We start from the raw sequence: 25,365 nt of genomic DNA, 5'->3' as shown, positions 1-25,365 counted from the left end.
CGTTTGTATTTCTTCAAGTTTTAATTCACTCTTTATTAATGGATTATATGTAATTTCTTTAAAAATTTATTCATTTTAATGCGCTGTTTAAACACACTATAATTTATAAAAAATGGCAAAGAAAACATAAGAAGACCTGCTAAAATAACAATTAATAATTGGATATTAACATTAAGTCCTTGTGCTAATAAGGCACCAATTAACACAGATGTGGAAGCTATTGAAATCACTAAAGTAACCTGCCAATGCTTTAAACCAAGTTGTAACATATGGTGATGTATGTGATTTTTATCTGGACTAAACGGATGTTTTTTAAGAATAACAACACGTACATAAAAAATTCGAAGTGTATCCAAAAGAGGAAAAAATAATATTGCCAAAACGATTATTGGCGCATTTAAATGAAATTGAGCCATCGGATTTAGTTGGTTAATACTAATAAAGGCAACCGATTGAAATGCCAGTAAAAAACCAACAACCATGGATCCTGTATCTCCCATAAATATTTTTCTAACCTTAGAGAAATTAAAGTATAAAAAAGGAATTAAGGCGCCCACTAGAGCTAAAGACACTACTGTTAAAGACATTTCCTGCATATTAAAAAACAAGAACCCATAAAACATCGAAACTAATAATCCCACGGAACCAGCTAAACCATCTAAACCATCTATTAAGTTATATGCGTTTATTATTAGAATAAAAACAAATAATGTAAATCCTATAGAGATAAAATACGGTAAATCTTCAAGGCCCAGAATACCAGAAAAAGTTGTAATTCTAATATCGGTTATCAAAATAACCATAAGTGCAGCGATGATCTGCCCTAACATTTTTTTCTTAGGTGAAAGAATTAAAATATCATCCTTCACTCCTAAAAAGAATAGAATTATTAACGCTCCAACTATTGGCATTAATAATTTTGCATCTAAAAACGCACCACATAAAGTTAACACAATGGCGACAGCAAAGAAAATTCCAATACCTCCTAAGGTCGGAACTGTTTTGGAGTGCACACTGCGTTTATCTGGAACATCTACCAATTGCTTTGCATGGGCAATAAAAATAATTGTAGGAAAAGCTAAAAAAGCAGTAACTAAAGCTAGAAGAAAAGGAAAAAACAACAAGGTTGTTCCGTTTCCATTTTGAATGATTTGGTTGATTAAATTCATTAATAGCGATTTTGGGTCAGTATGTATTATAAAAATATAAACAATTACATGGTTTTCAAATAATCACATTACTAATAAATAATGTAACGCAAATAGATTCAAGAACTCGGTTTAATATAAATGCTTATATCCGTTAATGTTGTAAAAATAGTTTTTACTTTTTAAATAACTGAGGAATTTTAGATAAGTTTTTTGAACAAATAACTAAGGCTGGGCTACTGATTTTATTTCCTTTTACGGCCATATAATCCTCCCGAGTCTTTAACCAAATATTCTTTAAACTTCTATTACTTGCACCTCCAACGCGCATTTTAGTAATTACTTCTGGCAAATAATTGAATTGTAATGTTGTGTCCTTAAAGATCCTTAACATTAAATCGTAATCTGCAGCGATTTTAAAGGCAATATTAAATACCCCATGCTTTTTATAAACCGCTTTCTTTAAAAACAACGTTGGATGCGCTGGCATCCAACCTTGCTTTAATAATTTATCTGAAAATGGCTTACTTTTCCAGTTGCGAACAATCTTATCTGAATTGGTTGCATTTATATAGTGTAAATCACCATAAACGCCATCTACCTTATTAGAATTAAACGCCTCAACAATATGACTAATAGTCGCATTCGAAGCAAAAAAATCATCAGAATGTAAAAAACCAACAATATCCCCTGTAGCTTTCTCTATTCCTTTATTCAATGCATCATATATACCTTTATCGGGTTCTGATACGCTAAATATATTTTCATGCTTAAGCTTCGCCTTTTCAATTATGCTTAAGGTATTGTCTTTAGATGCTCCATCAATAATAATATATTCAATATTATTATAATCTTGAGTTAAGACAGATTGCAAACAATCTTCTATAGTTTTTTCACTATTATATGTAGCCGTGATAATCGAAACTTTCATTAATCTATTCTCTTTTACGTATTTGTTTTGCTGGATTTCCCTGATAAATATAATAAGCTTCTAATGTCTTAGTGGCAACCGAATTCACTGTTAAAATAGCATGAGATTCAATTTTCACATTAGGACAAACCACCGATTTTGCACCAACCCAGGCACCATCTTCAATTATAATTTCTCCAACCATTAAATCGAAAGTCGATTTTTTATAGTTATGATTTCCACATAACAACATGGCCTCTTGAGAAATACAAGCATGTTTCCCAATGGTCACTTGTGCTAGATTATCAATCCAAACCTTCTCTCCTATCCATGAATAATCGCCAATATTTAATAACCATGGATATTTTATATTCACCCCTGGTTTTATAACGACTCCAGTTCCTATTCTAGCTCCAAAACATTTTAAAAGAAACACTTTTAAACTAGAAACAGGATTTAATGGATTTATAAAAAACAACACATTAATAAAATACCAGAGCAGGATTTTAAGTTTCCCTCCTGGTTGATACCAGTTATTATTATAATTTGATAAATCCGTCTTCAAATTATTGTTCAGCTTTAAGTAAATTATCGAAGTAACTAATTGTTTTCACTAAACCTTCTTCTAAATGAATCTTTGGTTCCCAACCATTTAATTCTTTTTTAGCTAAATCGATTACAGGTTTACGTTGTAACGGATCATCTTGAGGTAAAGGTAAATGAATAATTTTAGACGTAGAATTTGTCATTTCTATAACTTTACTTGCCAATTCCATCATTGTAAACTCAACTGGATTACCAATGTTTACCGGTCCCATAAAACCATCACGACTATTCATCATTCTAATTGTTCCTTCCACCAAGTCATCTACATATTGAAAAGATCGTGTTTGCGAACCATCTCCAAACATTGTAATATCCTCTCCTTTTAAAGCCTGAACAATAAAGTTAGAAACTACACGCCCATCATTAGGGTTCATATTTGGGCCATAAGTATTAAAAATTCTAATAATCTTAACGGCAACTTCATTTTGTAAATGGTAATCCATAAACAAGGTTTCGGCACAACGTTTTCCTTCATCGTAACAAGAACGTAATCCAATTGGATTTACATTTCCCCAATACGTTTCTGGTTGTGGATGTACTGCTGGATCTCCATACACTTCACTTGTAGAGGCTTGTAAAATCTTAGCATTTACACGTTTCGCCAACCCTAACATATTAATAGCTCCCATAACAGAAGTTTTTATTGTTTTGATAGGATTGTATTGGTAATGTACTGGTGAGGCTGGACAGGCCATGTTATAAATCTCATCGACCTCAATCATATAAGGTTGCGTAACATCGTGTCTCACTAATTCGAAATAATTGTGATCCATTAAATGTTCAATATTTTTTTTACTTCCCGTAAAATAATTATCCAAACAAATAACTTCATTGCCTTCGTTTAATAAGCGTTCACATAAATGTGATCCTACAAAACCTGCTCCTCCAGTAATTAAAATTCTTTTCATCTTTAAATAATGTGTTTCTAATTAAATAATTTTTTAGTATTTATAATAAGTTGTGGCTTTTGGGTAAATGATTTTGCAAAATCATATGCCGATTTAGACCATGTATTAAATGTATCTTGATCCATGTCTGAGAAGGAATCTATCACCTTTACATATTCAGATGCATCCGACAATGGAATTGCAACCCCCGTTTTCTGTTCTTTTATATCGATCCAAGGGGTTTGATCGGAAATAATTACAGGACAACCATTTTGCCACGATTCCATAATTACGTGTCCGAAATTTTCGTGCATAGTTGGTAATAGTAGAACATGTTGTGCTTTTAAAACGTCCTTTAATTTATAATTTGGAACTGCCCCTAAATAATTTACTATTATATGACTTGGTAATGTCATAATGTAATTTTCACAAGCCGTCCAGTATTCAGATTCGTCAATTGGACCGATTATAGTAAAATTAATAGTATGTTCTGAACTTGTATGAGATAGATACTCTAAAGACTTCAATAAATTTTTCTTAAGTGCTATTCTAGAAAGAAAAAAGATATTCAAACATTTTTCACTTTTTTCTTTTTCCTGATATTCACCCATTTTTGAAGATAAATTTGGCGCAATACGAATATCTAACCCGTGTCCGAACTGCGTCTCGATTTCTTCTTTTTCCAAACTAGAGGTGGCGTGCCATACTACTTTTTTATGCAACCCATTTAACTTGAATAGTGAGATAAATAGTTTCTTCTTCAAGGGTTTTATCGCTAAGGCCCCTTTACCTACCATACCTCTAGGTGCTAAAACCTGCTTTAAAACCATTTTTCTAAATGTCCATAAAGGAAGTAAGGTAAACTTAATAGAGAATAACGAATTGTAATACACATAATCGAAATGTTCCTCTTTAATCAACTTTTTATATAGTGCGCTATTCTGATGGTTTTCATCTAAATAAATCACTTTATAATTTGCTTTTACTTGCCAAGTATTAAATTCTATATTGTCGTAAGGAACAGATTCTCCTAAATCTTTATTTGAAGTTACTATAGATATATCAAATTCATCATGAAGATGAAACACTATATTATTTACAGATTGAATTGGTCCTCCTGCTTTGTAGCCCGGTAAAAACCAATCTATAAAAATTAATATTTTTTCTTTTTTAGGCATTAATAAGGTCCTTATAAATAGTTAAATAATCTTCTGCAATCTTATCAATATGAAATCTCTCAACGTTTATTTGCCCTTTATTTATTAATTCATTTTGCATCTCTACATTAGAAGTAATCGCTAACACAGCCTTTCTAATCTCTTCAACATTATAAGGGTTTACTAAATACGCAGTATCTCCTGCAACTTCTTTCATGGCTCCTATATTAGACGTAATAACAGGTCTACCAATGGCTTGGGCTTCAATAATAGGCATTCCAAAACCTTCGTAAGTCGATGCAAACAAAACTAAATCACAGTTCTTATACGCTCGAACAATGTCAGCATAAGGTATTTGAAACATCGATTTATATTCTAACTTATACAGTTTTAGAAGTCTTAATTGATCTTCTGTTAATTTTCCTATAATCGTTAATTTACACGTTATTCCGTTTAAAGCCTCAAAAGTACGTTCAATATTTTTATTTGGCTTAGTTCCAATCAATAAAATATTTGGACAAACAGTTTCCTTTTCTTTTGGACAATACCTTAATTCTGAATGCACTGGATTATAAACAACCTCTATTTTCTTTGAAGCGAAGGGAATAACTTTACATAGTTCTGCCTTAGTAAATTCAGAAATCACTGTAATTTTCTTAACGAAAATAGCGGGCAAAGTAAACCAAATTAACTTAAGATATAATCGTTTTAAAACATTCCCTTTTAAAATAGAACCAATATCATGAATAGTTAACACCGATTTTTTTCTTGTAACCAATGCCATATAATTTACATCTCCAGTAATATGATTTATTTGAGAAGGCGACTTCTTTTTAAAACTTAAAATATTTTTTAAAATTACAACTGGACTGCCTCCAGATAACTTGAGTTCTTGAGTATCTATCTCTATCCTATCTTTTAGTTTATCCTGAATTGCACCAAACAGCTCTTCAATACTGTTGTATTGTGGCAAACGCTTTCTAAATATATAATTAACCTTTAGTTCCATTCGAAAATTTCCAATTCATATAATTTTTTGCATACCAAAAAAAGAAAAATATAACTATTAAAGATTTTATTAAATGGTTTAAAACCACTACGAGTTCTGTTTCTGCCTTAATGACTTGCAAAAATGCAATAGGTAAAAAAGCAACAAAAATTATATTTTTCAATACGACTTTAAATAATCTAGTCCATACCTTTGCTAAAAAGAATCCCCAAGCACTCATAAAAAGAATCCCTCCTGTTATGCCGTAATTTCCGTATGCTTCCCCAATAATACTAATACCCATGGAGGTTCCATCCGATAAGTCTAAACCTGTAAACCTTCTAAAATTAACCTGACCTCCGGCTTTGGCTTTATTCGGATTTAAAAACCGAGGTAATAGAGACGAAAAAACAGCTTCTTCAATCGTTTCTCCTCCTAAAAATGGTTCGTTGCTTGGTATTTGATAGAGCACTGCACTAATAATCCACCCCTGATTTAGTCTCACATTGGTACCCGGTTCTCCCGAATCCACCTCCTCTATATTGCTATCTCCATCAAACATGGACTCGGTTATCAAAGTTAAAAACAACTCAATTTTATTTCCCGAATAACCACTCCAAACCTGACTTCGGTAAGCCGCTTTAATCGTTTGTAATGTAGTTAATGAAAGGGCTGCTATTAGAAAGGTCGTTAAAATAAAAGGTATTGACGGTTTTGTCTTTATAGCCCAAAACATATAGAAAAATACCAACCATAAAATTAAATCATGAAACATGGCTTTAGCCAAAGCGATTACAAAGAGGTAAGCAATGGCTCCATAAAACACCTTCTTAAGTAGCGCATCTTTCGAAAAATATAAAATTATTGCTCCTGCAAACTTAAAATTCGATAATATAAAACCGAAAAACTTTAGAGCTCCTGGTAAAACGCCTCCGAACAAATCAAAAAACACTCCAATTCCGAAAATTATTAAACCATATTTAGAATAATATTCTAAATTGGCTATTGGTATTCTGTATTTTTGGGTACTCTTTATTCCTAAAAGAATAAAAGCCATAAATCCAATATATGCAGGTACAATAAAACTCATATAAGTTTCCTGATCTACATACATATAATATTTATAATGATTTGATGGATTAGCGTATTCAATAATTGGACCTATAATCCACTGTAAACCAGCAATCAAAGTCATTAACTCTAATATAGGCACGCTTTTTCCTAATCGTTTTACGAATAGAACAGCTAAGTATATTACTGATAAGCACCCAATTAAAGTCCAACCATCCATTTAATTAACGTAATTCAGAATTAAAATTCATTCTCTAAAGCTTCAACAATTTTCGTAAAATTCCATTGTTCTATATTACGTTGGGCTTGCTCCCCCATAATCTTTAATTCTGAAACTAAAATTTTATTAAATATATTTATTAATTCACTTTCGTTATCATAATTGAACACATAACCATTTTCCTTTGGCTGTATCACATCAGATGCACATCCAACTTTATTACTAACTATTACTGGTCTAGAAGATGCCATAGCTTCATTTACCGCTAACCCCCAAGTTTCTCCTGGTCCTTTGGATGGTAAACAAAACACATTACCTAAACGATACAATATGGGCATTTTACTCTGATTTTGGAATGGTATGATTTTTATATTAGAATCATGTTCCGACAAGGTTACTAATTCCTCTTCAAGCGGACCATGGCCAACTAATAACAACTTTAAAGGCGATTTCCTATTTAGATTGGCTTTTTGGACAGCTTTTAACAAAAAGTCAGGTTGCTTTTTAGATTCGAATTTACCTGCAAATAAAACCACTAAATCACTTGGGGTATACCCTAGTTCTTTTCGCCAACTTAATGCTAAAGCTTCATAATTATTAGTTTCAGAGTCATTAAATCTAGCATTATCAATAGCATGAGGCGCCAATACCAATTGACTGTCTTTTAATCCTACGGATTTAAAATAAGCTTTATTCTGAGAGCCTACGTAAAAAGCTTTATCTATATACCTATATATATATGTTAAATAATACTTTCGTAAGACTTGCTTTAGTCCCGGGCTGTCATCTAACAATGTCGAATCTCCTCTAAACCAAACGGGAATTTTCCCTTTAAAATATTTCATGGCATTTAAATGACTTTTTAAATACCAACCAAAAATTAAAATAGCATCTGGTCTCCAAGCACCAATTTTATCATTCAATTCGGGACAATCAATTCCATTTTTATGGTGTGTTCCAGGATCTTTGGAAACGTTATTTATAAACTCGTAAGTATACCCTTCTAATAATGGAATATCCCATTTAATTGTTTTACCAAATGTTTTATCTTTTACTTCTTCGGCGGATTGAGACCAAGTGTAAAAAACTTTAATTTCTACATTTTGTCTTTCTGCTATTAATTTAAACCAAGGCGCATAATATTGAATGGGATGCGTTGTTACTATTGCTAATTTTTTCAAACTATTTTATATTAGTTAAAACTTTGTCCATAGCTTCAGCAAGTACTTTTGCTGATTGTTTAGAAGAATACTGATCTAAAGACTGTAATTCTGGAGACCATGATTCATCTTTTTGGAATGAATCTAAAACATCTATAATTCCATCCACAATTTTAGATTTAGTATCTCCTTCATGATATGGTACCAAATAAGCATCTGCTTTTACATCCTGAATAACTTTCACTGCAGAACTTTCTGCATGTAATATAGTAAACAATGGACGCTCACTTAGCAAACATTGAAAAGTTTTTGAAGCTGTATAATGTTTCTCGGTACTTCCAAATAACATTACGCGATCTGCTTGTGATAAATAATTTAAAATATTTAAAAATGGTTGGCGTTCTCTTTGTTCTACAACCATATTTTCTAAACCATAATCTGCAGCATAAGCTGTTATACGTTTGGCAGGGTATGGCCCTGTTCCTATAAAATACAATTTTATATCGGCATCCCAATTTCCATTGTCTTTCAATGTTTTAATAGCATTGAAAAAACAATCCATAAACAAATGTGAATTAGGGAGAAAAGCACCTGCATAAATCCAAGGTTTGCAATTAGCTATTCCATCCCATGGCATTTTTAACCCCTCTAATTTTAATTTATGATCGTTTGGATCGAAACCATAAGGCATTCCTGCATGCACAGGTGGCGTCTTAAAGTTACGTTCTATAACTGGCCAGTAATAAGGTGTAGACACCCCTGTAATAAATGCTGCCCTTTTCACAGCATAAGGCTCTAATGTTCTTGCTACTGTCTGACTTAATTTTGCTCTTATATCATTTTGATTTGTAATATCGCGTACCCAAGGATCTATATAATCAATACCATAAGGAATCCCTGTTTTATCATGAATTACACGCCCTAATATAGCCGTATAAAATGAGGGTATTGGAATCCAAATACAATCTATTTTTCGCTCTTTACAAATTTGTAATGCTTTTTCTCTAAGAAAAGGAAACGCTCTTAGTCCAATATCTCCAATCAGTCTTGGTTTTGTAACATTATAGGCTTTAGTATATATAACTTCTATATCTTCGGAGGCTGTTTTAGATATATGCGGATCCGGTGTTTCTTCATAATATTTAGAATCTACCGTAAGTAATAATGGCTTCCAACCAAATTGCTTTAAGTAATTACCTATTAAACGCGGTCTTTGCACTCCAGCTAAGTTTGCGGGAACCCAGTGAGGATATATTATAAGGACTGTTTTCAAAACGTTATTTTTTATAGTATTTGATTCCAAAGTTCTTGAATTTTAATTTGTTCGGCATCCCAACTTAAAGTTTTTGCTTCTTGGAATCTAGATATTTTATTTGCTTTAATTTGATCTTTACTCTTATATAGTTTTACTAGAGTCCTTGAAATTTCTATATCAGATTGCTCACTCAACATACCAAGTTCGGGATAATCTGCAATAAACTGCTCTTGAGCTTTTGTATTTGTTGCTAAAATATATAACCCTGCTTGAGCATAAGTTATAATTTTATTGGTTAAGCATATTTGTCTGTTTAAATCTCTTGAATTAAATTCTAATGCTAAACCAATGTCAAACTGACTTAATGTAGCATGTAACTCTTGTTGCCCTAAGGGTTCCTTTATAACAACACTTAAACTTGTATGTTCTAATTTTTTATTTAATTCTAAAAGTTCTTGTGTTTCAAAATTTGAATCTAATTCACCTATTAACGTTAACTCTATTTCTACATTGGTATCTGACTTTGTAATTCCAACTAGAGCTTTAAATAACTGTTCTAAACCTCGTCCGAAACTAATTTTTTGGCTAAACCAAACCAATTTTAAAGACGTGTCTTTTTTATTTAAACTATTTTCTGAATGCGATAACAAACTAAATTCTTTATCGTTAAAACCATTTAAAACGACAGCATGACTTGCATGTCCTCCAATTAAATCCAAAGTATATTGACCAATGAGCGGACTAGCAAAAGTTACACTTTTTGCTTTCGGTAAAAATGATTTCATTAAAAACTCGGTACGGTTCTTGGCTATTTCTCCATCTGTCGAAACGATTTCGCCGGGATGATAATCTTCTACATCGAAAACAAATGGCACATTCCACAATTCACTTAATTTCTGTGCTGGGTATAACGTTCCCATATTATGGGCACAAATTAAATCAGGTATATCTTTATTCTTTTTTGCTAAATCGTAAATCTGTAAGGACCTACGATTATTTGCTAAAGCATTTAATTTAAAATTTGTAGAAATAAAACCTGAAACTTTTTTTGCTAACTTTTCCGAAATTCCTAAATAAATCCATTTTAATCTATTTGAGGGTATAGCCTCGATCTCTACTATATTAAGATAGTTTTCGTCATTATTATTAATTTTCAATAATTGATCTTTTAGCTGAATACTTTTAGCATCGCTCCAATTATTAAGCTTAAACATAATAATGGTAACGCGATGTTTAAGTTGTAATGCCAACTGTACCTCTTTTACAAGACGCGGATTTGTTGCTAAATTATTGGTAGTTAAGAATAGTAAATGCTTCAAATTAATTAGATTATCTGTTTAAAAATGTTCTACCATAGAATGCAACTGACTTAGCTATTCTCCACCCTAAAGTAATTTTAATAAATTCAATGACACTACCTCCTAAAACAGGGTTGTATTTACTACCACCTAAAACTTCACATTTATTAATGGCCGTTTTATAGATCTCCTTATATTGAGGCCAAGCATCTATAGCTACATGTTTATATTGAGTAGCAATAGCTTGTCTTGAGACATCTGATTTAGTTTTAGAAAATAAATATTCCGCTTTTAATTCTGTAGCTTTTAGAATACTTTTTAAATGTATTTCTTTTTTCTGTGAGGCTATATTTTTACCTGTGTTATGTTTTCTGTAGTAATTTATAATGTCGGGAACATATATTATACCGGAACTTTGCAAACCAACTCGTGCAAAAAACTCACCATCTTGATCTTTTGCTAGTGCTTCATTCCATACTCCCGCTTTTTCAATTAAATTTCTAGGAGTTAACCATGCACTTGTTTGTATCATATGCATAGGTAAATTATTACCTCCCCATAAATTAATAAAAAACTCCTCTGGATTTGGAGTAGAATACACATAGGCTTGATCCACACACTTCCCATCTTCTAATTTTCCTGAAAAATGGACCGTATTACACACCGCCAATTTTGTTTTTGAACCGTTAAGTGTCTTAACTTGCTTTTCAATTTTATCTTTACTTAAAATATCATCAGCATCTAAAAACTGTATATAGTCTCCTGAACTTAATTCAAAACCATAATTACGAGCAGAACATGCTCCCTTGCCTTTATTAAGTTTTATAATAAGATTATCTGACTGAAATTCTAATGCTTTATTGAAAGAATTATCTGTAGAATTATCATCTATAATGATAATTTCAATATTTTGATACGATTGATCTAGAACTGATTGTATAGTATCATTAATAAATTCACTTGAATTATATAAAGGAATTATAACTGATACTTTGTGGCTATTCATACATACAACGTTTAAACATTTAAATTCTTTTTACGGAACTTCTCAAAATCTCTCTGTTTTATATAACCATGGTATTTAACCTTATACTCATAATCCACCATTTGTTCTGGATCTAGCTCTTTAATAACCTTTGCTGGGACACCGCCAATAACACAATTCCCTTCAGGAAAAGATTTAGTTACTACGGATCCTGCAGCTACAATGGTATGATTTCCTAATGTAACACCTCCTAATACTACGGAGTTCATTCCTATCCAACAATACGAACCTATTGTAGTATCTTTTGCAGATAATTTACGATGATCATACATATCATGATTACCACTTAAAATTCCAGAATTCTGTGCGACTCCTGTGTAATCACCAAAGTATAATTTTCCCGTGCCTTGTATATATACATTTCTTTGATAGCCAGGAAAGGTTCCTACTCCCACATATATATTTTGAACACCAACAACTCTAGAACTTTTATGAACAGGCCAATAAGCATCCTTATTATGTCCCAATACTTTCTGGTTAAACCAAAAACTAAAAGTCACGGGATAATTTGTATGTTCAAAATCTCTAAGAAAATTAAAATAGGGCAGCCTAGTAATCATCCAAATAAAAATATTAAATGGATTCTTAGCAATGTATAATAATTTTTCTTTTGTTATATTCAATTTTAGGGTAGTTTATTTTTAACAATTTCTAAAAAACTCAAGTCACTTGCATTTTTCAATTCTAACGCTTTCTTAATACTATAATGTTTACTTGCTGATAAAATAGCCCCAATTTGTTCACTTTTAACTTTTTTAATAGCCTTTTCTTTATCTTCCCCTGTTAGAGGACATTTATCACTTGTTAATAATTTTTCTGCTAGCAACTTATATCTAAAAGGTTGCATCGGATCACTTCTATGCAAAGACATTTCTTGTTCATCATGTTCTCTATACCAAACAATACCTTGAGGCATTAAAACTACAGGAAATTTTTGAGATAGCACATGCCACATCTCAAAATCGCCTAGCATACGTTTACCACTAAACCTCCCCGCCTTTTCAAAACTATCTTTCTTGATTATAGCCGACAAAGGTGCTTTATGAAATAATTGTTGTTCAAAATAGTGTCTATAATAAGCTTCCATTGGATCTAATTGAAATGGATACATTTTGCTTTTATCTTGAGCAAGAGAACACAAACCATAACCTGCTTCAGGAAATTGCTCCATAAAAAAAACAAGTTGTTCTAATCCAAAAGGATAAATTTTATCGTCTGCATCAACATACTTTATATATTTCCCTTTAGCATAAGATGCTGCCTGATTTCTATTCGGGTAATCCCCTAAATTCACCTCGTTAATATAAACCTTAACTCTATTATCTTTACCCTTAAATGAATTGGCAATTTCAACAGACGAATCTTTAGAACGGTCGTCTACAATTATTAATTCCCAATTTTGGTATGTAGAAGCCAAAACAGACTCTATAGCCTCAGCAATATACTTTTCTCTATTATACACCGTCATTAAAACGGAAACTAAAGGTTCTTTCATTATTTTTATATTAAGCTATTAATTCTCTGAAGGTTTAAACTATTTATAGTAAATATTATTTTGACGATATGATTATTAATTCAATTTTAGTTCCTAGAACTAAAATTCATTAAAATATTTATATTCAATTGATAATACATCGTACTTGTTTTGATATTTCAATCTGTAATTTTTATCATATAAATAAGCAATAGTAAACACTGCACCACATATATATAACCACTCTACCCCCATCATTTACAGAAGCATATTTATAAGAAAACAATACGTTGGAACTATTTATCTAATGATGTTACATAGATTTTATAGAACATAATAGCTCCTTTAGAATATTATATATTTTACGCTCTACCTCGTATAATAAAAATAAGAATTATAGTTTCGGTGACAAATTTAACTTTCTAATTAAAGTGACCAATGCATTAGGCATGTATTTTTGATTTAATATACCTCCCAAAGTCTGATTTAAAAACAACTTTTCTTTTGGTTCTATTTTCAGTATTAAATCCTCATAGTGCTCTGCATTTTTAACTGGATTAAACATGCTATACGCTTTATTAAATGCATTTTTAGCTATACTACTCCTGCTTTCTTCATTTTCTAACAAATCAATGGCGCTATTACTAAATAAAGTAATATCTCCTATTGGCACGCGATATCCCGTTACTTTATCGTCGATAAGATCAGGAATTCCACTCGGTATATCACTACACACAGGAACACATTTGGCTTTCATAGACTCTACAACTACATTTGGTAAGCCTTCAGACAAAGATGGAAATAACAATACTTTTGCTTTTTGCATTTCTTGTGTAACTTCACTATTATTTAACTGTCCTTTAAATAACACATTAGGTTCTAAACTGAACTGTGCTTTTAATTCGGCATCCATTTCGCCACTTCCCACCAATACAAAATTAACATGGGGTAGTTTAGCCTGTATCGCTTTATATATTTTGAATAAAAACTGAACCCCTTTACGCTCGTTAAAAGATCCAACAAATAGCAAATCTGTAGGCTTATCCGTTTGCAGTGAACTTTTTATTTCGGGCACAGGATAATACAACATTTTAACTTTATTATGATTGCTAGAATCAATTTTAGTGTATAATTGTTCTTCTGTAAATTTGCTATAAGCGATATATTGATCTATTATTCCTTGATTTTGATTAACTAAACCATAATAGTACTTAAAATCGCCATGTATAATATATGCCAATGGATTAGGCATCTTTAACAATTGAACCATTCGCATCTCTAATCCATCATTAGAAACTAAGATAGAGTCTGACGACGTTACATAAGATTTTAAACGCTTACTTACGGCATATAAATTCTCGTGCTTACTATATTTAAAAACGATTTGTTCGTCTACATTAAATATATCTTTAATATACACAGATTCTCTTTCTATTTCCCTAGTGAAAATAACCTTGTACTTAAGATCACTTTTAGGTCTATATTTTAGTAAATTACGTACTATAGAAGTTACTCCGGCATCTACATCTGGTAAAAAATATATAATTTCAGTTTTCGGCATTTTATTTTTTTATATTAATCTAACTAAATTAGAGTACACAATAGAATCCATTTAATTAAAAAATATTCTAAGCATTTTAGGAGTAAACATCTTTGGATGATTTGTAAGCAATAAAAACAATAAATTCGCTTTCTTTTGGAACGATAATTTTAATCCCTTACTTCTCATGACTAGAGACTTTAAGGCAAAACCATTTAATGTTTCCACATTCTTCACACTCTCTACTTGCGCTGGTAGAAGATTTTGGTTATGCTTATGATACTTCTCAGATTCCTCATACCAATTATAATTAAATACGCCATCAGACTTATGCTCTATTAATATATCATTTAAAACGATTACCTTATACTTCCTTAAAATTCTAATAGATATATCTATGTCATAAATATGGAAACCCTTTAAAGTATCTTCATTAAAATTAAACTGTTCCCAAACACCCTTTCTCATGCCTAAAAAGCAACCATCAACTACTGCCACTTCATCGGAATTAGATTCTTTTTTCACTCTAATATTCTCCTTGGAACTATAAAGGTTTGAACGATAATAATTTTTAGGAATAGATACCCAAGGTGCAGGATATTTTGATTTAAAAGTTGCTCCAGTAATACCCACAAGACCAACAAATTCTTGTTTCAGATGATTAACAAATAGTTGTCCCCAATCCTGTGTATGAAAAACTATATCGTCATGGCAAAACACTAAATAATCATATTTTGCTTTGACTGCACACAAATTATATATTTTACAAATTCCATATCCATCTTTTGAGTTATCATAATCAATAATTTCGAAAGGAACGCCTATGGTGGCACTTATATTATTTGTTATAGCTTCTAAGGCTACAGAGCTTCTAGAAGGAATAATTATTGATATCATGATAAAAGGTTTTGTTTTATAATTTGAGCTTGATCTGTAATATTAAAATGAGTAACGGTAGCTTTTTTTCCATTAGCCCCCAGTGTTTCTGCAAGAGATGAATCCTGTATCAGCTCTAATACAAATGTTTTAAAAACATTAAAATCGTATTTTGGTATTACTTTACCACATTCATACTTGTTAATAAAAAGAGGAAGATCTCCTTTAATATTGAAACTAACCAATGGATTTTTACAATATGCATTTTCCAACCCTACCAATCCAAACGCCTCTTCTCTTGAAGAAAGAAAAAACAAATTAAACATTTTAAAATAGGTTTCTGGAGTTGGCGTGCTTCCCACAAATTTAATATGTTGTTCTAACCCCTCTGCTTTAATTTTAGCCTTTAAATCGTCTCCCAAACTTGTCTGATCGTATCCTACCCATATAAATTCTAGTGCCGCATTTGGTACCTCCTTAACCATTCGGATAGCAAAATCTACAAAAAGGTCTGCGCCTTTTCTTAATTCTACTGCGCCACAGGCTCCTATTACAAACGCATCACTTGAACGCCTATTTGTAGATTCGAGATTATCGATGGACTGCTTTCTATCTTTAAATAGAAACACAGAATTTTCTACAAGTTTACGAGTATCAATATTGTACGATTCAATTAAAAACTCTGTAATAGTTTTACAACTAGATATTAAAACATCCGAATGAGTAAGCATACTTCGCACTATACCATCATCCATACCAGAAACCACTTCCTCTAATTCATGAATATGTGTTAACTTCTTACTTGGATAATTCTGTAAAAACGTAAACATAGACTGACACCCTAATGAATTAAAATAAATAGCATCGTATTTATTTTGCACTAGCGTTTTATACAATTTATGTTGATGTTTACTTACCGATGTTTCAGTATTTAAAACTTTACGTAATATTTTTGATTTTAGATCTAAGTCTAAAAGATATGTTGGATTATAAAAGTAAGTGTCTCCAATGTTTTTAAATACACTATCTAGTTCTCCTGTTTTACTAATCAAAATGTCTATTTTAAAACCATCTTGACTTTTAAATTCCTTTAAAAGCTGAAGTAATAATAATGGAGCACCCGATTTTTTGGATTCATGTACAACAAAAAGTATGTTCTTCATTATTTAATTTCTTAGTTTTTTAGCCAAATCTATTTTCTGACGTTGAAGAATAAATTTTAGAAATTTAAATTTTAGCAAACCACTTAAATCAGATAAATTTCTAAAAATGGCCAATTTCTCATTAAATGTATAGGTATTGTTTAAGTAAATATCGTACTTAAAAACAGTAAAGTAAAAAGACATAATTTCGAGTCTCTTGCTTGCCGATAATTTAAGCTTATTAAATACAGGCTTTAATATCGTAGACAATTCTTTAAAAGACTGTGCGTTATTAGATGCTGTTAATTTGGCATCGTGATATCTCGTACTATTTAAACTTTTATTTAAAAATCCGACATCTGTATTAAATAACATTCTGAAATACAAATCGTAATCTCCATTTCGTCTAAAATCCATATTAAGACCTCCAGACTTTACATAGGCATCTTTACTAAATAGCGTACCACTTACATTTGGTATTAAACATTTATAGACTAAGTAATCTTTAATAAAATCATTACCCTTAAAATAATTAAACCCGTTTGCCTTATCGTTAAATAATTCAGATTCATATCCTTTAAACATAGGATGGAATTCAGAAATTTGTTGCCCCGTCGCATCGATAGCGTTAGATTTAGCAACCACCATTCCTAAATTATCATTACTTTCAAAAAAAGGAACACAATATTCTAAAAAAGACGTTGACGCCAAATCATCACTTTCTGCAATCCATATTAAATCACTTGTTGCTAAAGAGATTCCCTTATCCCATTGTTTAAAAGGAGACCCTGAATTTTCTGTAGACGGTATAACTCTTATTAAATTAGGATGTGCAAGTTGATATTCTTTGATGATATTTAAACTATTGTCTGTAGACATATCGTCTAAAATAATTAATTCAAAATCTGTATAAGTTTGATTGATGATACAATCTAATCGCCCTCTTAAAAATTTTTCATGATTATAATTTGGGACTATAACACTTACTTTAGGCATACTTGAAATTTAGAAAGGTTTTTGAAATCCGTTTTACTAAGGTTGATCGTCTGTATTTATAACACGCTTTAACCCATATAGGCATTGTTTTTAGTAATTCTTTTCTTCGAATCTCATAAGCCTCATCAACTTGATGTCCGCTAGCTCCCTCTTCAAAAAAATCACTAACTAAAACAGGAATGAATTTAATTTTTACCGATGGGTCTTGGAAAGCTCTGATATTGAATTCCCAGTCTGCATTAATACGATGCTTTTGATTGTAAAGACCTAATTTATCAAAAATGGTTTTATTAAAAAATATACCCTGGTGACAAATGTTTCTATAAATTAATTTAAATAAGTTAAATGTGCCGTCATATCTAATTTGAGATGGAACTTTTACTACCTCACCATAAATTAAATCGAAACGGGATGATAATTGAGATGAACACGTTGTCAATGTATCTTTAGAATGCAATACGTCGTCTGCACCAAGAAACAAAATCCATTCTCCTGTAGCACGCTTAATACCTTTATTCATCGCATCATAAATGCCTTTATCAGGTTCTGAAACAACAATATCAATATTACTCTTATTTGAATTAATTATATCTAAAGTAGAGTCTGTAGACCCACCATCAATAATAATAAATTCAATATGTTGATAGGACTGATTCGCAACAGATTCAATAGTTTTTAATATTGTTTTCTCGGCATTATAAGAAACCGTGATTATGGAAATTATCATTTAAATATAAAGATTTTGGAACTAGTAATTAACAAATTTAATCATGTGCTATTAACCTATTATGGTTTTATATAATCTTAAATAATTTTGTACTTGTACAGAAATATCATACTTCTTAATGGCATTATCACGAATAATTTTACTATCAAATTTATGCGAATTCTCAAAGAATATATTTAATATATTAGTAAGTGCAGGCACACTAATTTCCTCCGCCAGCAAACCGTTCTCATTGTGTTGCACAATGTCTTTTAATCCTCCTACAGGAAAACCTAAAACGGGCGTACCACACAATAGTGATTCTATCGCTGTATTTGGTAAGTTATCCATTAAAGAAGGTATTATAAAGGCATCTGCCGCCGAGTATATGATACTCATTAATAGTTCATCGTGAATGTAACCCAATTCATTAAGCTTATCGTCTTGAATTAAAGTTGAATTTTTATTCCCCACTGATAATAGAAATATATCCTCTCGGTCTATAAGCTTTAAAGCTTTTTCCAAAAAGGCAAACCCCTTTCTTTTATTGTTAACAGAATCTGAAACAAATAGAAATACAATTTTATCGTTAGGAATGTTTAAAAGTTCTCTACAGTGTTCTTTATTTAAGGCTTTAAATTTCTCAGAATCTATTCCATTAGGAATAATATAAGATTTAAAATTTCCGAATAGTTCACTATGATTTACCTCCTCATACATCCAGTTGCATAAGGTAACAATGTGCAAATTATCAATCTTAGATAAGGCGTCTTTTTTTAATTTAAGGTAAAGAGCATTCAAATCTCTTTCTTTCTTAGAAATAGAGCGTGTAATAGGATATCCTTTTGAATCCATACCTATAATCGTTTCCTGATAGTGCTCAAATCCTAAAAACGGGTTTTGATCATGCAACGTCCATACTACAGGCTTATCTGTTTTTTTAAAAAATGATTTGTAATCGATAAAATTAGGAACCCAATGCAAATTTATAAGGTCTGCTTCTTTTACTAGTTTAGAGCTTGTTAAATCATAATCGGACCACGGATTGGTACAAAGTTCCAAACCTGGTTCACGCCAAAAAAAATCATTATTTTTTTTTCTATAATTGAATCCTAATTCATTTAATATAACTCTAGATTTTTTAGTAAGCTTATTTCTAAGGCCAATACGTAAAGTAGTTATAGATACTTTATAAGAATTAGGGATATTATCTCTTGTTTTTTCCTTTAATAAAAGCTTAGAATCAGTTTCGGCACCCAGTAAGCCAGTGTGTAACCTAATACACGCATTTGCAGCACCTCCTATATCAGAAGTATTTATTAAAAGTGGCTTCATAATGTGGTTGCGATTAAATAACTAAAATTGATTTTTCCATTTGGCAATATCCTCTAAGGACACTTTTATTTTACCAAAACTAGTCTCTCCCTTAATCCAATTCTCAATTTCAATTAATTCTTTTTTCTCCAGAACAGGAATATTAACATCTTTTTTAATCTCTATAGCTCTATTATCGTTGGCTAAGATAAGTGCAGGTACATTATTATGGATACATTTAATTCCTCCGTGCAATCTAGACCCAATGTAAACCAAATTTTTATTGCTTTGTACTAAATTAAACAGATCGTTAATGTTATGTTGCATTATTTTAAATCTATTCGAGTTCTTTTTAAAAACCTCCAAAGATTCTAAATAGGCTCTATCACCAGAACCTTGCGGAAAATAATATATATCTTTATTAAAATATTTTAAAAACAAGGTTAGCAGGCTATTATCTAATTCTGGATTTGGATGATAATCTGTTAACATAAATAACAAATCAGATTCTGAGTTATACTCTCTATCTATAGATGTACCATCTAATTCCCATATGGTAGGACAGGTGGTATTAATAACATTATCTATTCCAGCTTTATGTAGCATTTGCTTGGTATAGCCATCTCTAACAGAATGCTGTCTATCGGAGTGTAACAGTTTTTGATAGAAACTAGACGTAAAATCTGTTGGGGTATTTTGATACTGCCACCATCCAACGCCTAACAATATGGCATTATTTACAATGGGTACTTCTTTAAAAAAACTCTTTTTACTGTTTTTCCATTGATTATATTTTTTTAAATCTGAAGACATTAAATTAGATCCGCCTACAAACGTAAAATCAGCCTCCTTAAGCAAGCTTTTTTCTCTTTTTCCTATTTCTGAATGCGTAGAAATAGAGATAATCTCATTATCGCCAAAAACATTCTTTAATTGTTTTACAACTGATTCCTGAATGATTAAATCTCCCAAATTCTTGGAAAAATCACCATTATTATTTTCTAAACCAGGATCAAATAATACTATTTTTTTCATTGTTTTAACTTTAGATAGAGATAATGCAACTTCGTTTTATAAACTTTAAATATACTTTTTTTAATCTGCTTTGGAGCAGGAGCATCTCCTATAATAAATTTTTCTAACTCCTTATCGGATACAGTGTCTGCAACTACAAATTTTGGGTGCTGTAATGGTAAATTGATTGCCTTTGTTTGTAAAAACACTTCTTTAACGGGAGATTTGGTATGTGTAGCACCTTCCCCAAAGCCAATATTAGCAACCATATTATATTTTGGTCTTATTACAAGATAATTATTAGTATACCGCGTAACTCCCCAAATAAAATCCCAAATTAAAGTTTGATCGGTGAGATCAAATTTGGCATTATTCCACCATTTTTTTATAAATGCTGGATTATTTGATATATTGGATAGTACAACATTCCCCAGCTCTTCATTAAATTCCTGTTCTACCATTCGATATTTAGTCCATGCCCTTTTCCATGTTGCCCATCCCCAAATAAGTCCGTGCTTAGAAAATGAATAGCTTAATTCAGGATCGAATAAGTTAAACCCAAAATTATTACCACTTATCATTCCTACTCTATCGTCCGTACGATATTTTTCCAGTAAGTCCTGACAAAACGGATAAAAACTAGCATCTGCCAAGCAGTCGTCTTCTAAGATAATACCATATTCTACAGACTCAAAAAACCAATCAATGGCTTCTTCAACGGCTTTTCTGCAACCTAAATTTTCAGTTCTAAATAAGGTTTTGACTTCGCAATCCCAATCAATTTCATTTAAAATAGTTTCTCGGGTTTTAGCACATAACTCTACCTCATTACTTTTTTCACTTCTAGGACCGTCTGCCGCTATAAATAAGTATTTTGGTTTTGCTGCCTTAACGCTCTCAAAAGAAGCTTTTGTAACTTCTGGCCTGTTAAAAACTAAAAGTAGTATTGGTGTGTCTAACATTATTTTTTGAATTAATTAACAGAGACTAATTTCTAATTTATCATTAGAGATTGAAATTCTATAATCGGTAATAGTATCGTAATATTTAATAAGTTGCCAAACAAAAAAGTAAATATCTAATTCCGGAATAAAATGTGTTCTATTTAAACTAGACAACCTTTCAAGGTCGTTCACATAGTCTTCGTTTACTAATACTTGTTTATAATAGTATTTTGATATTAGTTGTTTTAGAATACCTAAACCACGTGCTTTTCTATGTTTTTTAGGAGAACTCTTTATAGAAACCATAATAGTTAAATACTGGTTCTCCTTTAAATTGTTCACGCTATACACTAGATCTTTTATTACTTTAGGCTTAGTGTTAAGCGTTATGTTTTCTGGCAATTTAAAAATTACTTCTTCTGTCCTATGAAATATGCTTCTGTCCTGCGCTGTAAATATTGCTCCCCACCCCGCTTTATTTCTTACAACTTCATTCTTATTAGCAGCATCATATATTACCATTTGGTCATACCACTTTTCTGGAAAAAAGTAAGATTTAGTATTAGAGACTATAGGATGCCATTGATGAAACACTGGAGCATCGATGCTCAACCAGCTTTCTTTTAATCCTAATGTTTCTAAACGACCAAATAAGTCAATATCTTCTTGTCCCCAAAAACAATAAAACTCATCGAAACCTCCTATAGACAACAATTTCTCTTTATTTACAAAATGTATAGCACCTTTAGTGCCTTTTGCAGTGAGATTAAAAGAATCTTCTATCTCTATAGAATCCCATGTGCTATAATTTTCTGGTAATAAATAAAATTGCATAAAATATTGTCCATCTTTATTTATCACAGCACAGGACTGTTCTATAAACTTTGGAGAATAAATTAAATCAACATCCGAGAATAAAATATATTCACCTTGGGCAAATTTTAAACCACTATTTAAAGCATGAGAGCGATTCCAAGGCCATCCTCTAGTATCGTTATATATGTACTGAGCAAATCCAAATAAGTTAACTAATTGCTTTACTTCGCGCGCGATATTTAAATCACTCCCGTAATCCACGAAAATAAGTTCGAAATCTTTAAATGTTTGGTTTTCTAAAGAGTTTAGAAATCTCTTAATTCTTGTTAAATCTCTATTTTTAAAACCAACAATAATACTTAACTTCATTTTTGAGATCTCATTTTTATTTTAAATAGTAGTATTTCTAATTTTATTACGGCATACTTAATTGGATTTAGACTCCAATTATTATTTATAGTAGCATTAGATTTCCTAATAAATTTTACTATGTTTTTTTGATATCTAGATTCGAACAAGTGATATACTAAGCCCTCGTAAGTAGTTCCTATTCCAAATACTTTATCCGGATATAATTCCCACTTTTCTTCTTCAACATCTGTTGGATACCAATAATTTAATTTAACACCATATTCAGGTGCCAATTTAGATAAGATACCTCCTGCATCAACTTCTAGTACTTTATTCTCATTTAAATCCGGTCTACCTAATAAATTATAAACTTCCTTACTGATAGCAAAAAAACAGGGTCCAACGTATATATTTTTACCATTGTTAAAGTGTTTTGCAGTTTGAGCACATCCAGAAATAGTGTTATCTTTTATTTCCTCTATAACCCGAGAAATTGCCTCCTTTTTTAGCGGAATACAATCAATATCGAAAATCACAAAATAATCTGCCTCAGTATCTCTTAAAATCCGAGTCATAAAATCACCATGTGAAATATCATTATCACAGATTTGATTTAATTCTAAACCCAACATTTTAAACACTTGTTTCTGATAGAAAAGCAAATAGTCCGATATATTACTTTTATAAAATGTACTTATATGTATTTTCATAATAAAATTTTCATTTAGGAGACATATCAACATTTACTACGTAGCATAAGTATCTATATAATAAAGTATTGAAGAACATGGTGGATTCAATTCTGTATTAATACATATTCCTAGCGTCAGAATTCATTATAAATAAAGAAACTAAAACATTATGCAAGCTATAGTTATCAATCAAATTACATACTTAGAGCGTCCTTGTTCTTATTAATTGGTTTTATTTATATATTCTTCTACGTTAAAGAACATTTCTTCCACTTCTTTAAATTCACTAATGCCTTTTTCCCACCATTTTATGTCTAAAAGCTTAGCAATAACATCTTGTTCAAACCGGTATCTAATCACCTTAATTGGAGTCCCTACAGCAATAGCATAAGGTGGTATATCTTTAGATACTATTGAACCCGCACCAATTACTGCACCGTCCCCAATAGTAATGCCATCCATAATAGTAACGTTGGCTCCTATAAACACATCATTCCCAATTTTAATTGCTTTCCGTTCTTCAATTTTAGTTACTGTAGAAAAGGTTTGGCCATTTTGTTTCATATTAGAATAAAACATAGGATGTGTACTTATTCCATGTGTTGGATGAATTCCCCAACCAGATATTAAATTAGGTCCAATCGAACAAAATTTACCAATCTCTGTTTTATCGATATGAGAGTTTGGAGAAACATAACTGTAATCTCCAATAGTGGTATCTACTATATAATAAGGCCCATTAACTTTTGCTGTGGTTGCTAATTTAAAATTATACGTAGTATTCTTAAGTAATTTCCAATTAACGTCCTTATCGAACAGTACCCTAGTTTCTGGTAAATACCTAAATAGTATTGATTTTAAAACTTTAGAAATAAATGACTTCTTTTCTTTTTTAGGGACTGCTACTCTTTGTTTATAAAAATCGTCAATACCCTGTTTTGCCACTTGCGACTCTGCAATTGTATAATTATCTTTTATAGGAACCTCGTCTACAGTTGTATTTCTAAACACATTATTAGATGCTTTTGAATGCACTCCGGAATCATCATCTCCTATATTTAAAACTAAAGACTTAGAAGGAAACACAGCTAACTGGCCTTTCATAAACCACGATGCATACCACCTTACAGCCCAAGTGTATATAAGCTTATCTTTATTGTCTATTAATTGTTTGTAATAATCTGCATGCCCTAAAATATTAAACGCATTTATTTTTTCTTTCGAATCTAAGAAATCAATAGCTTTAGACACATCATGCTCGTAGTCTGCCCAACGATCTTTCCATGTTGCCCATCCCCAACAAGCTAAAATTCTAAGATAAATTACATCTTCGTTTAGCGATTTGTTAAAGGGATAAACATATCCATTAATTTGAGAGATAGTTTTTTCCTCTTCGTATAATCTTAATCCATTATTCATAAACTTGAGAAACCCCTTAGATGTCACTACATCATCTTCAAGAACTATAATTTTACCATATTTATTTACTATGCTTGTAACTCCATCTATAATATTATTGGCTAAACCCCAGTTGGTTTTACGCTCTATTATATTAATTTTTTTAAAACCAGATAGAGTTTTAAGGTATGCTCTAAGCTCCGTAACACTCTCTTTATCTTCTGCATTCCTTGCATTATCGGAGTAAATATACAATACAGAGTTCGTTGCTAACTCATTATTCTGAAGCGCTTCTATAGTTTGCTTAGTGTGAGCTAATCTATTGTATACAAATAAAATAATTGGGGCTAATTCCAT

General features: G+C 31.1%; 24 protein-coding genes. All 24 read right to left on the bottom strand.

Annotation, left to right across the window (positions count from 1 at the left end; translation table 11 throughout):
- Nucleotides 1-35: 35 nt before the first annotated feature.
- The 24 genes from ACKC83_RS07950 to ACKC83_RS07835 all read right to left on the bottom strand — a co-directional run bounded on the left by ACKC83_RS07950 (nucleotide 36) and on the right by ACKC83_RS07835 (nucleotide 25,365).
- Nucleotides 36-1,169 (bottom strand): glycosyltransferase family 4 protein, encoded by a 1,134-nt coding sequence (locus tag ACKC83_RS07950; protein WP_434037659.1) that lies wholly within the window; start codon nucleotides 1,167-1,169, stop codon nucleotides 36-38.
- A gap of 154 nt (nucleotides 1,170-1,323) precedes the next feature.
- Nucleotides 1,324-2,079: a glycosyltransferase family 2 protein gene (locus tag ACKC83_RS07945; RefSeq protein WP_434037658.1), complete on the bottom strand. Its 756-nt coding sequence runs from the start codon at nucleotides 2,077-2,079 to the stop codon at nucleotides 1,324-1,326.
- A 4-nt stretch (nucleotides 2,080-2,083) separates the two neighbouring features.
- Complete coding sequence (locus ACKC83_RS07940; RefSeq protein ID WP_434037657.1) at nucleotides 2,084-2,623, bottom strand: WcaF family extracellular polysaccharide biosynthesis acetyltransferase; 540 nt, start codon at nucleotides 2,621-2,623, stop codon at nucleotides 2,084-2,086.
- 1 nt (nucleotide 2,624) lies between these two features.
- Entirely contained in the window at nucleotides 2,625-3,572 is a 948-nt protein-coding gene (locus tag ACKC83_RS07935) for a UDP-glucuronic acid decarboxylase family protein (RefSeq protein ID WP_434037656.1), read from the bottom strand.
- A gap of 17 nt (nucleotides 3,573-3,589) precedes the next feature.
- Nucleotides 3,590-4,729: a glycosyltransferase family 4 protein gene (locus ACKC83_RS07930; protein ID WP_434037655.1), complete on the bottom strand. Its 1,140-nt coding sequence runs from the start codon at nucleotides 4,727-4,729 to the stop codon at nucleotides 3,590-3,592.
- Nucleotides 4,722-5,717: a glycosyltransferase family 4 protein gene (locus tag ACKC83_RS07925; protein ID WP_434037654.1), complete on the bottom strand. Its 996-nt coding sequence runs from the start codon at nucleotides 5,715-5,717 to the stop codon at nucleotides 4,722-4,724. Before ACKC83_RS07925 ends, ACKC83_RS07930 begins: the two co-directional genes overlap by 8 nt.
- Complete coding sequence (locus tag ACKC83_RS07920; protein ID WP_434037653.1) at nucleotides 5,701-6,987, bottom strand: hypothetical protein; 1,287 nt, start codon at nucleotides 6,985-6,987, stop codon at nucleotides 5,701-5,703. Before ACKC83_RS07920 ends, ACKC83_RS07925 begins: the two co-directional genes overlap by 17 nt.
- Before the next feature lie 20 nt (nucleotides 6,988-7,007).
- Nucleotides 7,008-8,168 carry a glycosyltransferase family 4 protein gene (locus ACKC83_RS07915; RefSeq protein ID WP_434037652.1) on the bottom strand — a complete coding sequence of 387 codons (1,161 nt, stop codon included), beginning with the start codon at nucleotides 8,166-8,168 and terminating at the stop codon, nucleotides 7,008-7,010.
- Between the two features lies 1 nt (nucleotide 8,169).
- The gene (locus tag ACKC83_RS07910) at nucleotides 8,170-9,420 is read right to left on the bottom strand and encodes a hypothetical protein (protein ID WP_434037651.1); all 1,251 of its coding nucleotides are present in this window, start codon (nucleotides 9,418-9,420) and stop codon (nucleotides 8,170-8,172) included.
- 11 nt (nucleotides 9,421-9,431) lie between these two features.
- Complete coding sequence (locus ACKC83_RS07905; protein WP_434037650.1) at nucleotides 9,432-10,721, bottom strand: hypothetical protein; 1,290 nt, start codon at nucleotides 10,719-10,721, stop codon at nucleotides 9,432-9,434.
- Between the two features lie 10 nt (nucleotides 10,722-10,731).
- Nucleotides 10,732-11,706, bottom strand: coding sequence for a glycosyltransferase family 2 protein (locus ACKC83_RS07900; protein ID WP_434037649.1), 975 nt, complete (start codon nucleotides 11,704-11,706; stop codon nucleotides 10,732-10,734).
- 11 nt (nucleotides 11,707-11,717) lie between these two features.
- The gene (locus tag ACKC83_RS07895; RefSeq protein WP_434037648.1) at nucleotides 11,718-12,212 is read right to left on the bottom strand and encodes an acyltransferase; all 495 of its coding nucleotides are present in this window, start codon (nucleotides 12,210-12,212) and stop codon (nucleotides 11,718-11,720) included.
- Nucleotides 12,213-12,370: 158 nt separating this feature from the next.
- Nucleotides 12,371-13,240, bottom strand: a complete 870-nt coding sequence (locus ACKC83_RS07890; protein ID WP_434037647.1) for a glycosyltransferase family 2 protein — start codon at nucleotides 13,238-13,240, stop codon at nucleotides 12,371-12,373.
- A gap of 373 nt (nucleotides 13,241-13,613) precedes the next feature.
- Entirely contained in the window at nucleotides 13,614-14,780 is a 1,167-nt protein-coding gene (locus tag ACKC83_RS07885) for a glycosyltransferase family 4 protein (protein WP_434037646.1), read from the bottom strand.
- Between the two features lie 51 nt (nucleotides 14,781-14,831).
- Complete coding sequence (locus ACKC83_RS07880) at nucleotides 14,832-15,656, bottom strand: glycosyltransferase (RefSeq protein ID WP_434037645.1); 825 nt, start codon at nucleotides 15,654-15,656, stop codon at nucleotides 14,832-14,834.
- Nucleotides 15,653-16,798 carry a glycosyltransferase family 4 protein gene (locus ACKC83_RS07875; protein WP_434037644.1) on the bottom strand — a complete coding sequence of 382 codons (1,146 nt, stop codon included), beginning with the start codon at nucleotides 16,796-16,798 and terminating at the stop codon, nucleotides 15,653-15,655. The genes ACKC83_RS07880 and ACKC83_RS07875 overlap by 4 nt, the downstream gene beginning before the upstream one ends.
- Nucleotides 16,799-16,801: 3 nt before the next feature.
- A complete protein-coding gene (locus ACKC83_RS07870) occupies nucleotides 16,802-17,773 on the bottom strand; it encodes a glycosyltransferase family 2 protein (protein WP_434037643.1) in 972 nt (323 codons plus the stop codon).
- Complete coding sequence (locus ACKC83_RS07865; protein ID WP_434037642.1) at nucleotides 17,766-18,500, bottom strand: glycosyltransferase family 2 protein; 735 nt, start codon at nucleotides 18,498-18,500, stop codon at nucleotides 17,766-17,768. Before ACKC83_RS07865 ends, ACKC83_RS07870 begins: the two co-directional genes overlap by 8 nt.
- A 51-nt stretch (nucleotides 18,501-18,551) precedes the next feature.
- A complete protein-coding gene (locus ACKC83_RS07860) occupies nucleotides 18,552-19,814 on the bottom strand; it encodes a glycosyltransferase (RefSeq protein WP_434037641.1) in 1,263 nt (420 codons plus the stop codon).
- Between the two features lie 21 nt (nucleotides 19,815-19,835).
- Nucleotides 19,836-20,828, bottom strand: coding sequence for a polysaccharide pyruvyl transferase family protein (locus ACKC83_RS07855; RefSeq protein WP_434037640.1), 993 nt, complete (start codon nucleotides 20,826-20,828; stop codon nucleotides 19,836-19,838).
- Nucleotides 20,825-21,769 (bottom strand): nucleotide-diphospho-sugar transferase, encoded by a 945-nt coding sequence (locus ACKC83_RS07850; protein ID WP_434037639.1) that lies wholly within the window; start codon nucleotides 21,767-21,769, stop codon nucleotides 20,825-20,827. The genes ACKC83_RS07855 and ACKC83_RS07850 overlap by 4 nt, the downstream gene beginning before the upstream one ends.
- Before the next feature lie 15 nt (nucleotides 21,770-21,784).
- Nucleotides 21,785-22,936, bottom strand: coding sequence for a glycosyltransferase family 2 protein (locus tag ACKC83_RS07845; RefSeq protein WP_434037638.1), 1,152 nt, complete (start codon nucleotides 22,934-22,936; stop codon nucleotides 21,785-21,787).
- A complete protein-coding gene (locus tag ACKC83_RS07840) occupies nucleotides 22,933-23,628 on the bottom strand; it encodes a hypothetical protein (protein ID WP_434037637.1) in 696 nt (231 codons plus the stop codon). The genes ACKC83_RS07845 and ACKC83_RS07840 overlap by 4 nt, the downstream gene beginning before the upstream one ends.
- A 204-nt stretch (nucleotides 23,629-23,832) precedes the next feature.
- Nucleotides 23,833-25,365 carry a CatB-related O-acetyltransferase gene (locus ACKC83_RS07835; RefSeq protein WP_434037636.1) on the bottom strand — a complete coding sequence of 511 codons (1,533 nt, stop codon included), beginning with the start codon at nucleotides 25,363-25,365 and terminating at the stop codon, nucleotides 23,833-23,835.

The sequence above is a fragment of the Formosa bonchosmolovskayae genome (genome assembly GCF_051016085.1).
GTDB lineage: Bacteria > Bacteroidota > Bacteroidia > Flavobacteriales > Flavobacteriaceae > Formosa.
This window is presented reverse-complemented; position numbering and strand designations above follow the sequence as displayed.

Bases quoted from the DNA above. Each gene is read 5' to 3' on its own strand.
- ACKC83_RS07920 (WP_434037653.1), bottom strand. From the start codon at position 6,987: ATGGATGGTTGGACTTTAATTGGGTGCTTATCAGTAATATACTTAGCT.
- ACKC83_RS07900 (WP_434037649.1), bottom strand. From the start codon at position 11,706: ATGAATAGCCACAAAGTATCAGTTATAATTCCTTTATATAATTCAAGT.
- ACKC83_RS07935 (WP_434037656.1), bottom strand. From the start codon at position 3,572: ATGAAAAGAATTTTAATTACTGGAGGAGCAGGTTTTGTAGGATCACAT.
- ACKC83_RS07865 (WP_434037642.1), bottom strand. From the start codon at position 18,500: ATGATAATTTCCATAATCACGGTTTCTTATAATGCCGAGAAAACAATA.
- ACKC83_RS07870 (WP_434037643.1), bottom strand. From the start codon at position 17,773: ATGCCTAAAGTAAGTGTTATAGTCCCAAATTATAATCATGAAAAATTT.
- ACKC83_RS07845 (WP_434037638.1), bottom strand. From the start codon at position 22,936: ATGAAGTTAAGTATTATTGTTGGTTTTAAAAATAGAGATTTAACAAGA.
- ACKC83_RS07880 (WP_434037645.1), bottom strand. From the start codon at position 15,656: ATGATATCAATAATTATTCCTTCTAGAAGCTCTGTAGCCTTAGAAGCT.
- ACKC83_RS07890 (WP_434037647.1), bottom strand. From the start codon at position 13,240: ATGAAAGAACCTTTAGTTTCCGTTTTAATGACGGTGTATAATAGAGAA.
- ACKC83_RS07875 (WP_434037644.1), bottom strand. From the start codon at position 16,798: ATGAAGAACATACTTTTTGTTGTACATGAATCCAAAAAATCGGGTGCT.
- ACKC83_RS07855 (WP_434037640.1), bottom strand. From the start codon at position 20,828: ATGAAAAAAATAGTATTATTTGATCCTGGTTTAGAAAATAATAATGGT.
- ACKC83_RS07860 (WP_434037641.1), bottom strand. From the start codon at position 19,814: ATGAAGCCACTTTTAATAAATACTTCTGATATAGGAGGTGCTGCAAAT.
- ACKC83_RS07950 (WP_434037659.1), bottom strand. From the start codon at position 1,169: ATGAATTTAATCAACCAAATCATTCAAAATGGAAACGGAACAACCTTG.
- ACKC83_RS07835 (WP_434037636.1), bottom strand. From the start codon at position 25,365: ATGGAATTAGCCCCAATTATTTTATTTGTATACAATAGATTAGCTCAC.
- ACKC83_RS07840 (WP_434037637.1), bottom strand. From the start codon at position 23,628: ATGAAAATACATATAAGTACATTTTATAAAAGTAATATATCGGACTAT.
- ACKC83_RS07930 (WP_434037655.1), bottom strand. From the start codon at position 4,729: ATGCCTAAAAAAGAAAAAATATTAATTTTTATAGATTGGTTTTTACCG.
- ACKC83_RS07850 (WP_434037639.1), bottom strand. From the start codon at position 21,769: ATGTTAGACACACCAATACTACTTTTAGTTTTTAACAGGCCAGAAGTT.
- ACKC83_RS07885 (WP_434037646.1), bottom strand. From the start codon at position 14,780: ATGCCGAAAACTGAAATTATATATTTTTTACCAGATGTAGATGCCGGA.
- ACKC83_RS07945 (WP_434037658.1), bottom strand. From the start codon at position 2,079: ATGAAAGTTTCGATTATCACGGCTACATATAATAGTGAAAAAACTATA.
- ACKC83_RS07925 (WP_434037654.1), bottom strand. From the start codon at position 5,717: ATGGAACTAAAGGTTAATTATATATTTAGAAAGCGTTTGCCACAATAC.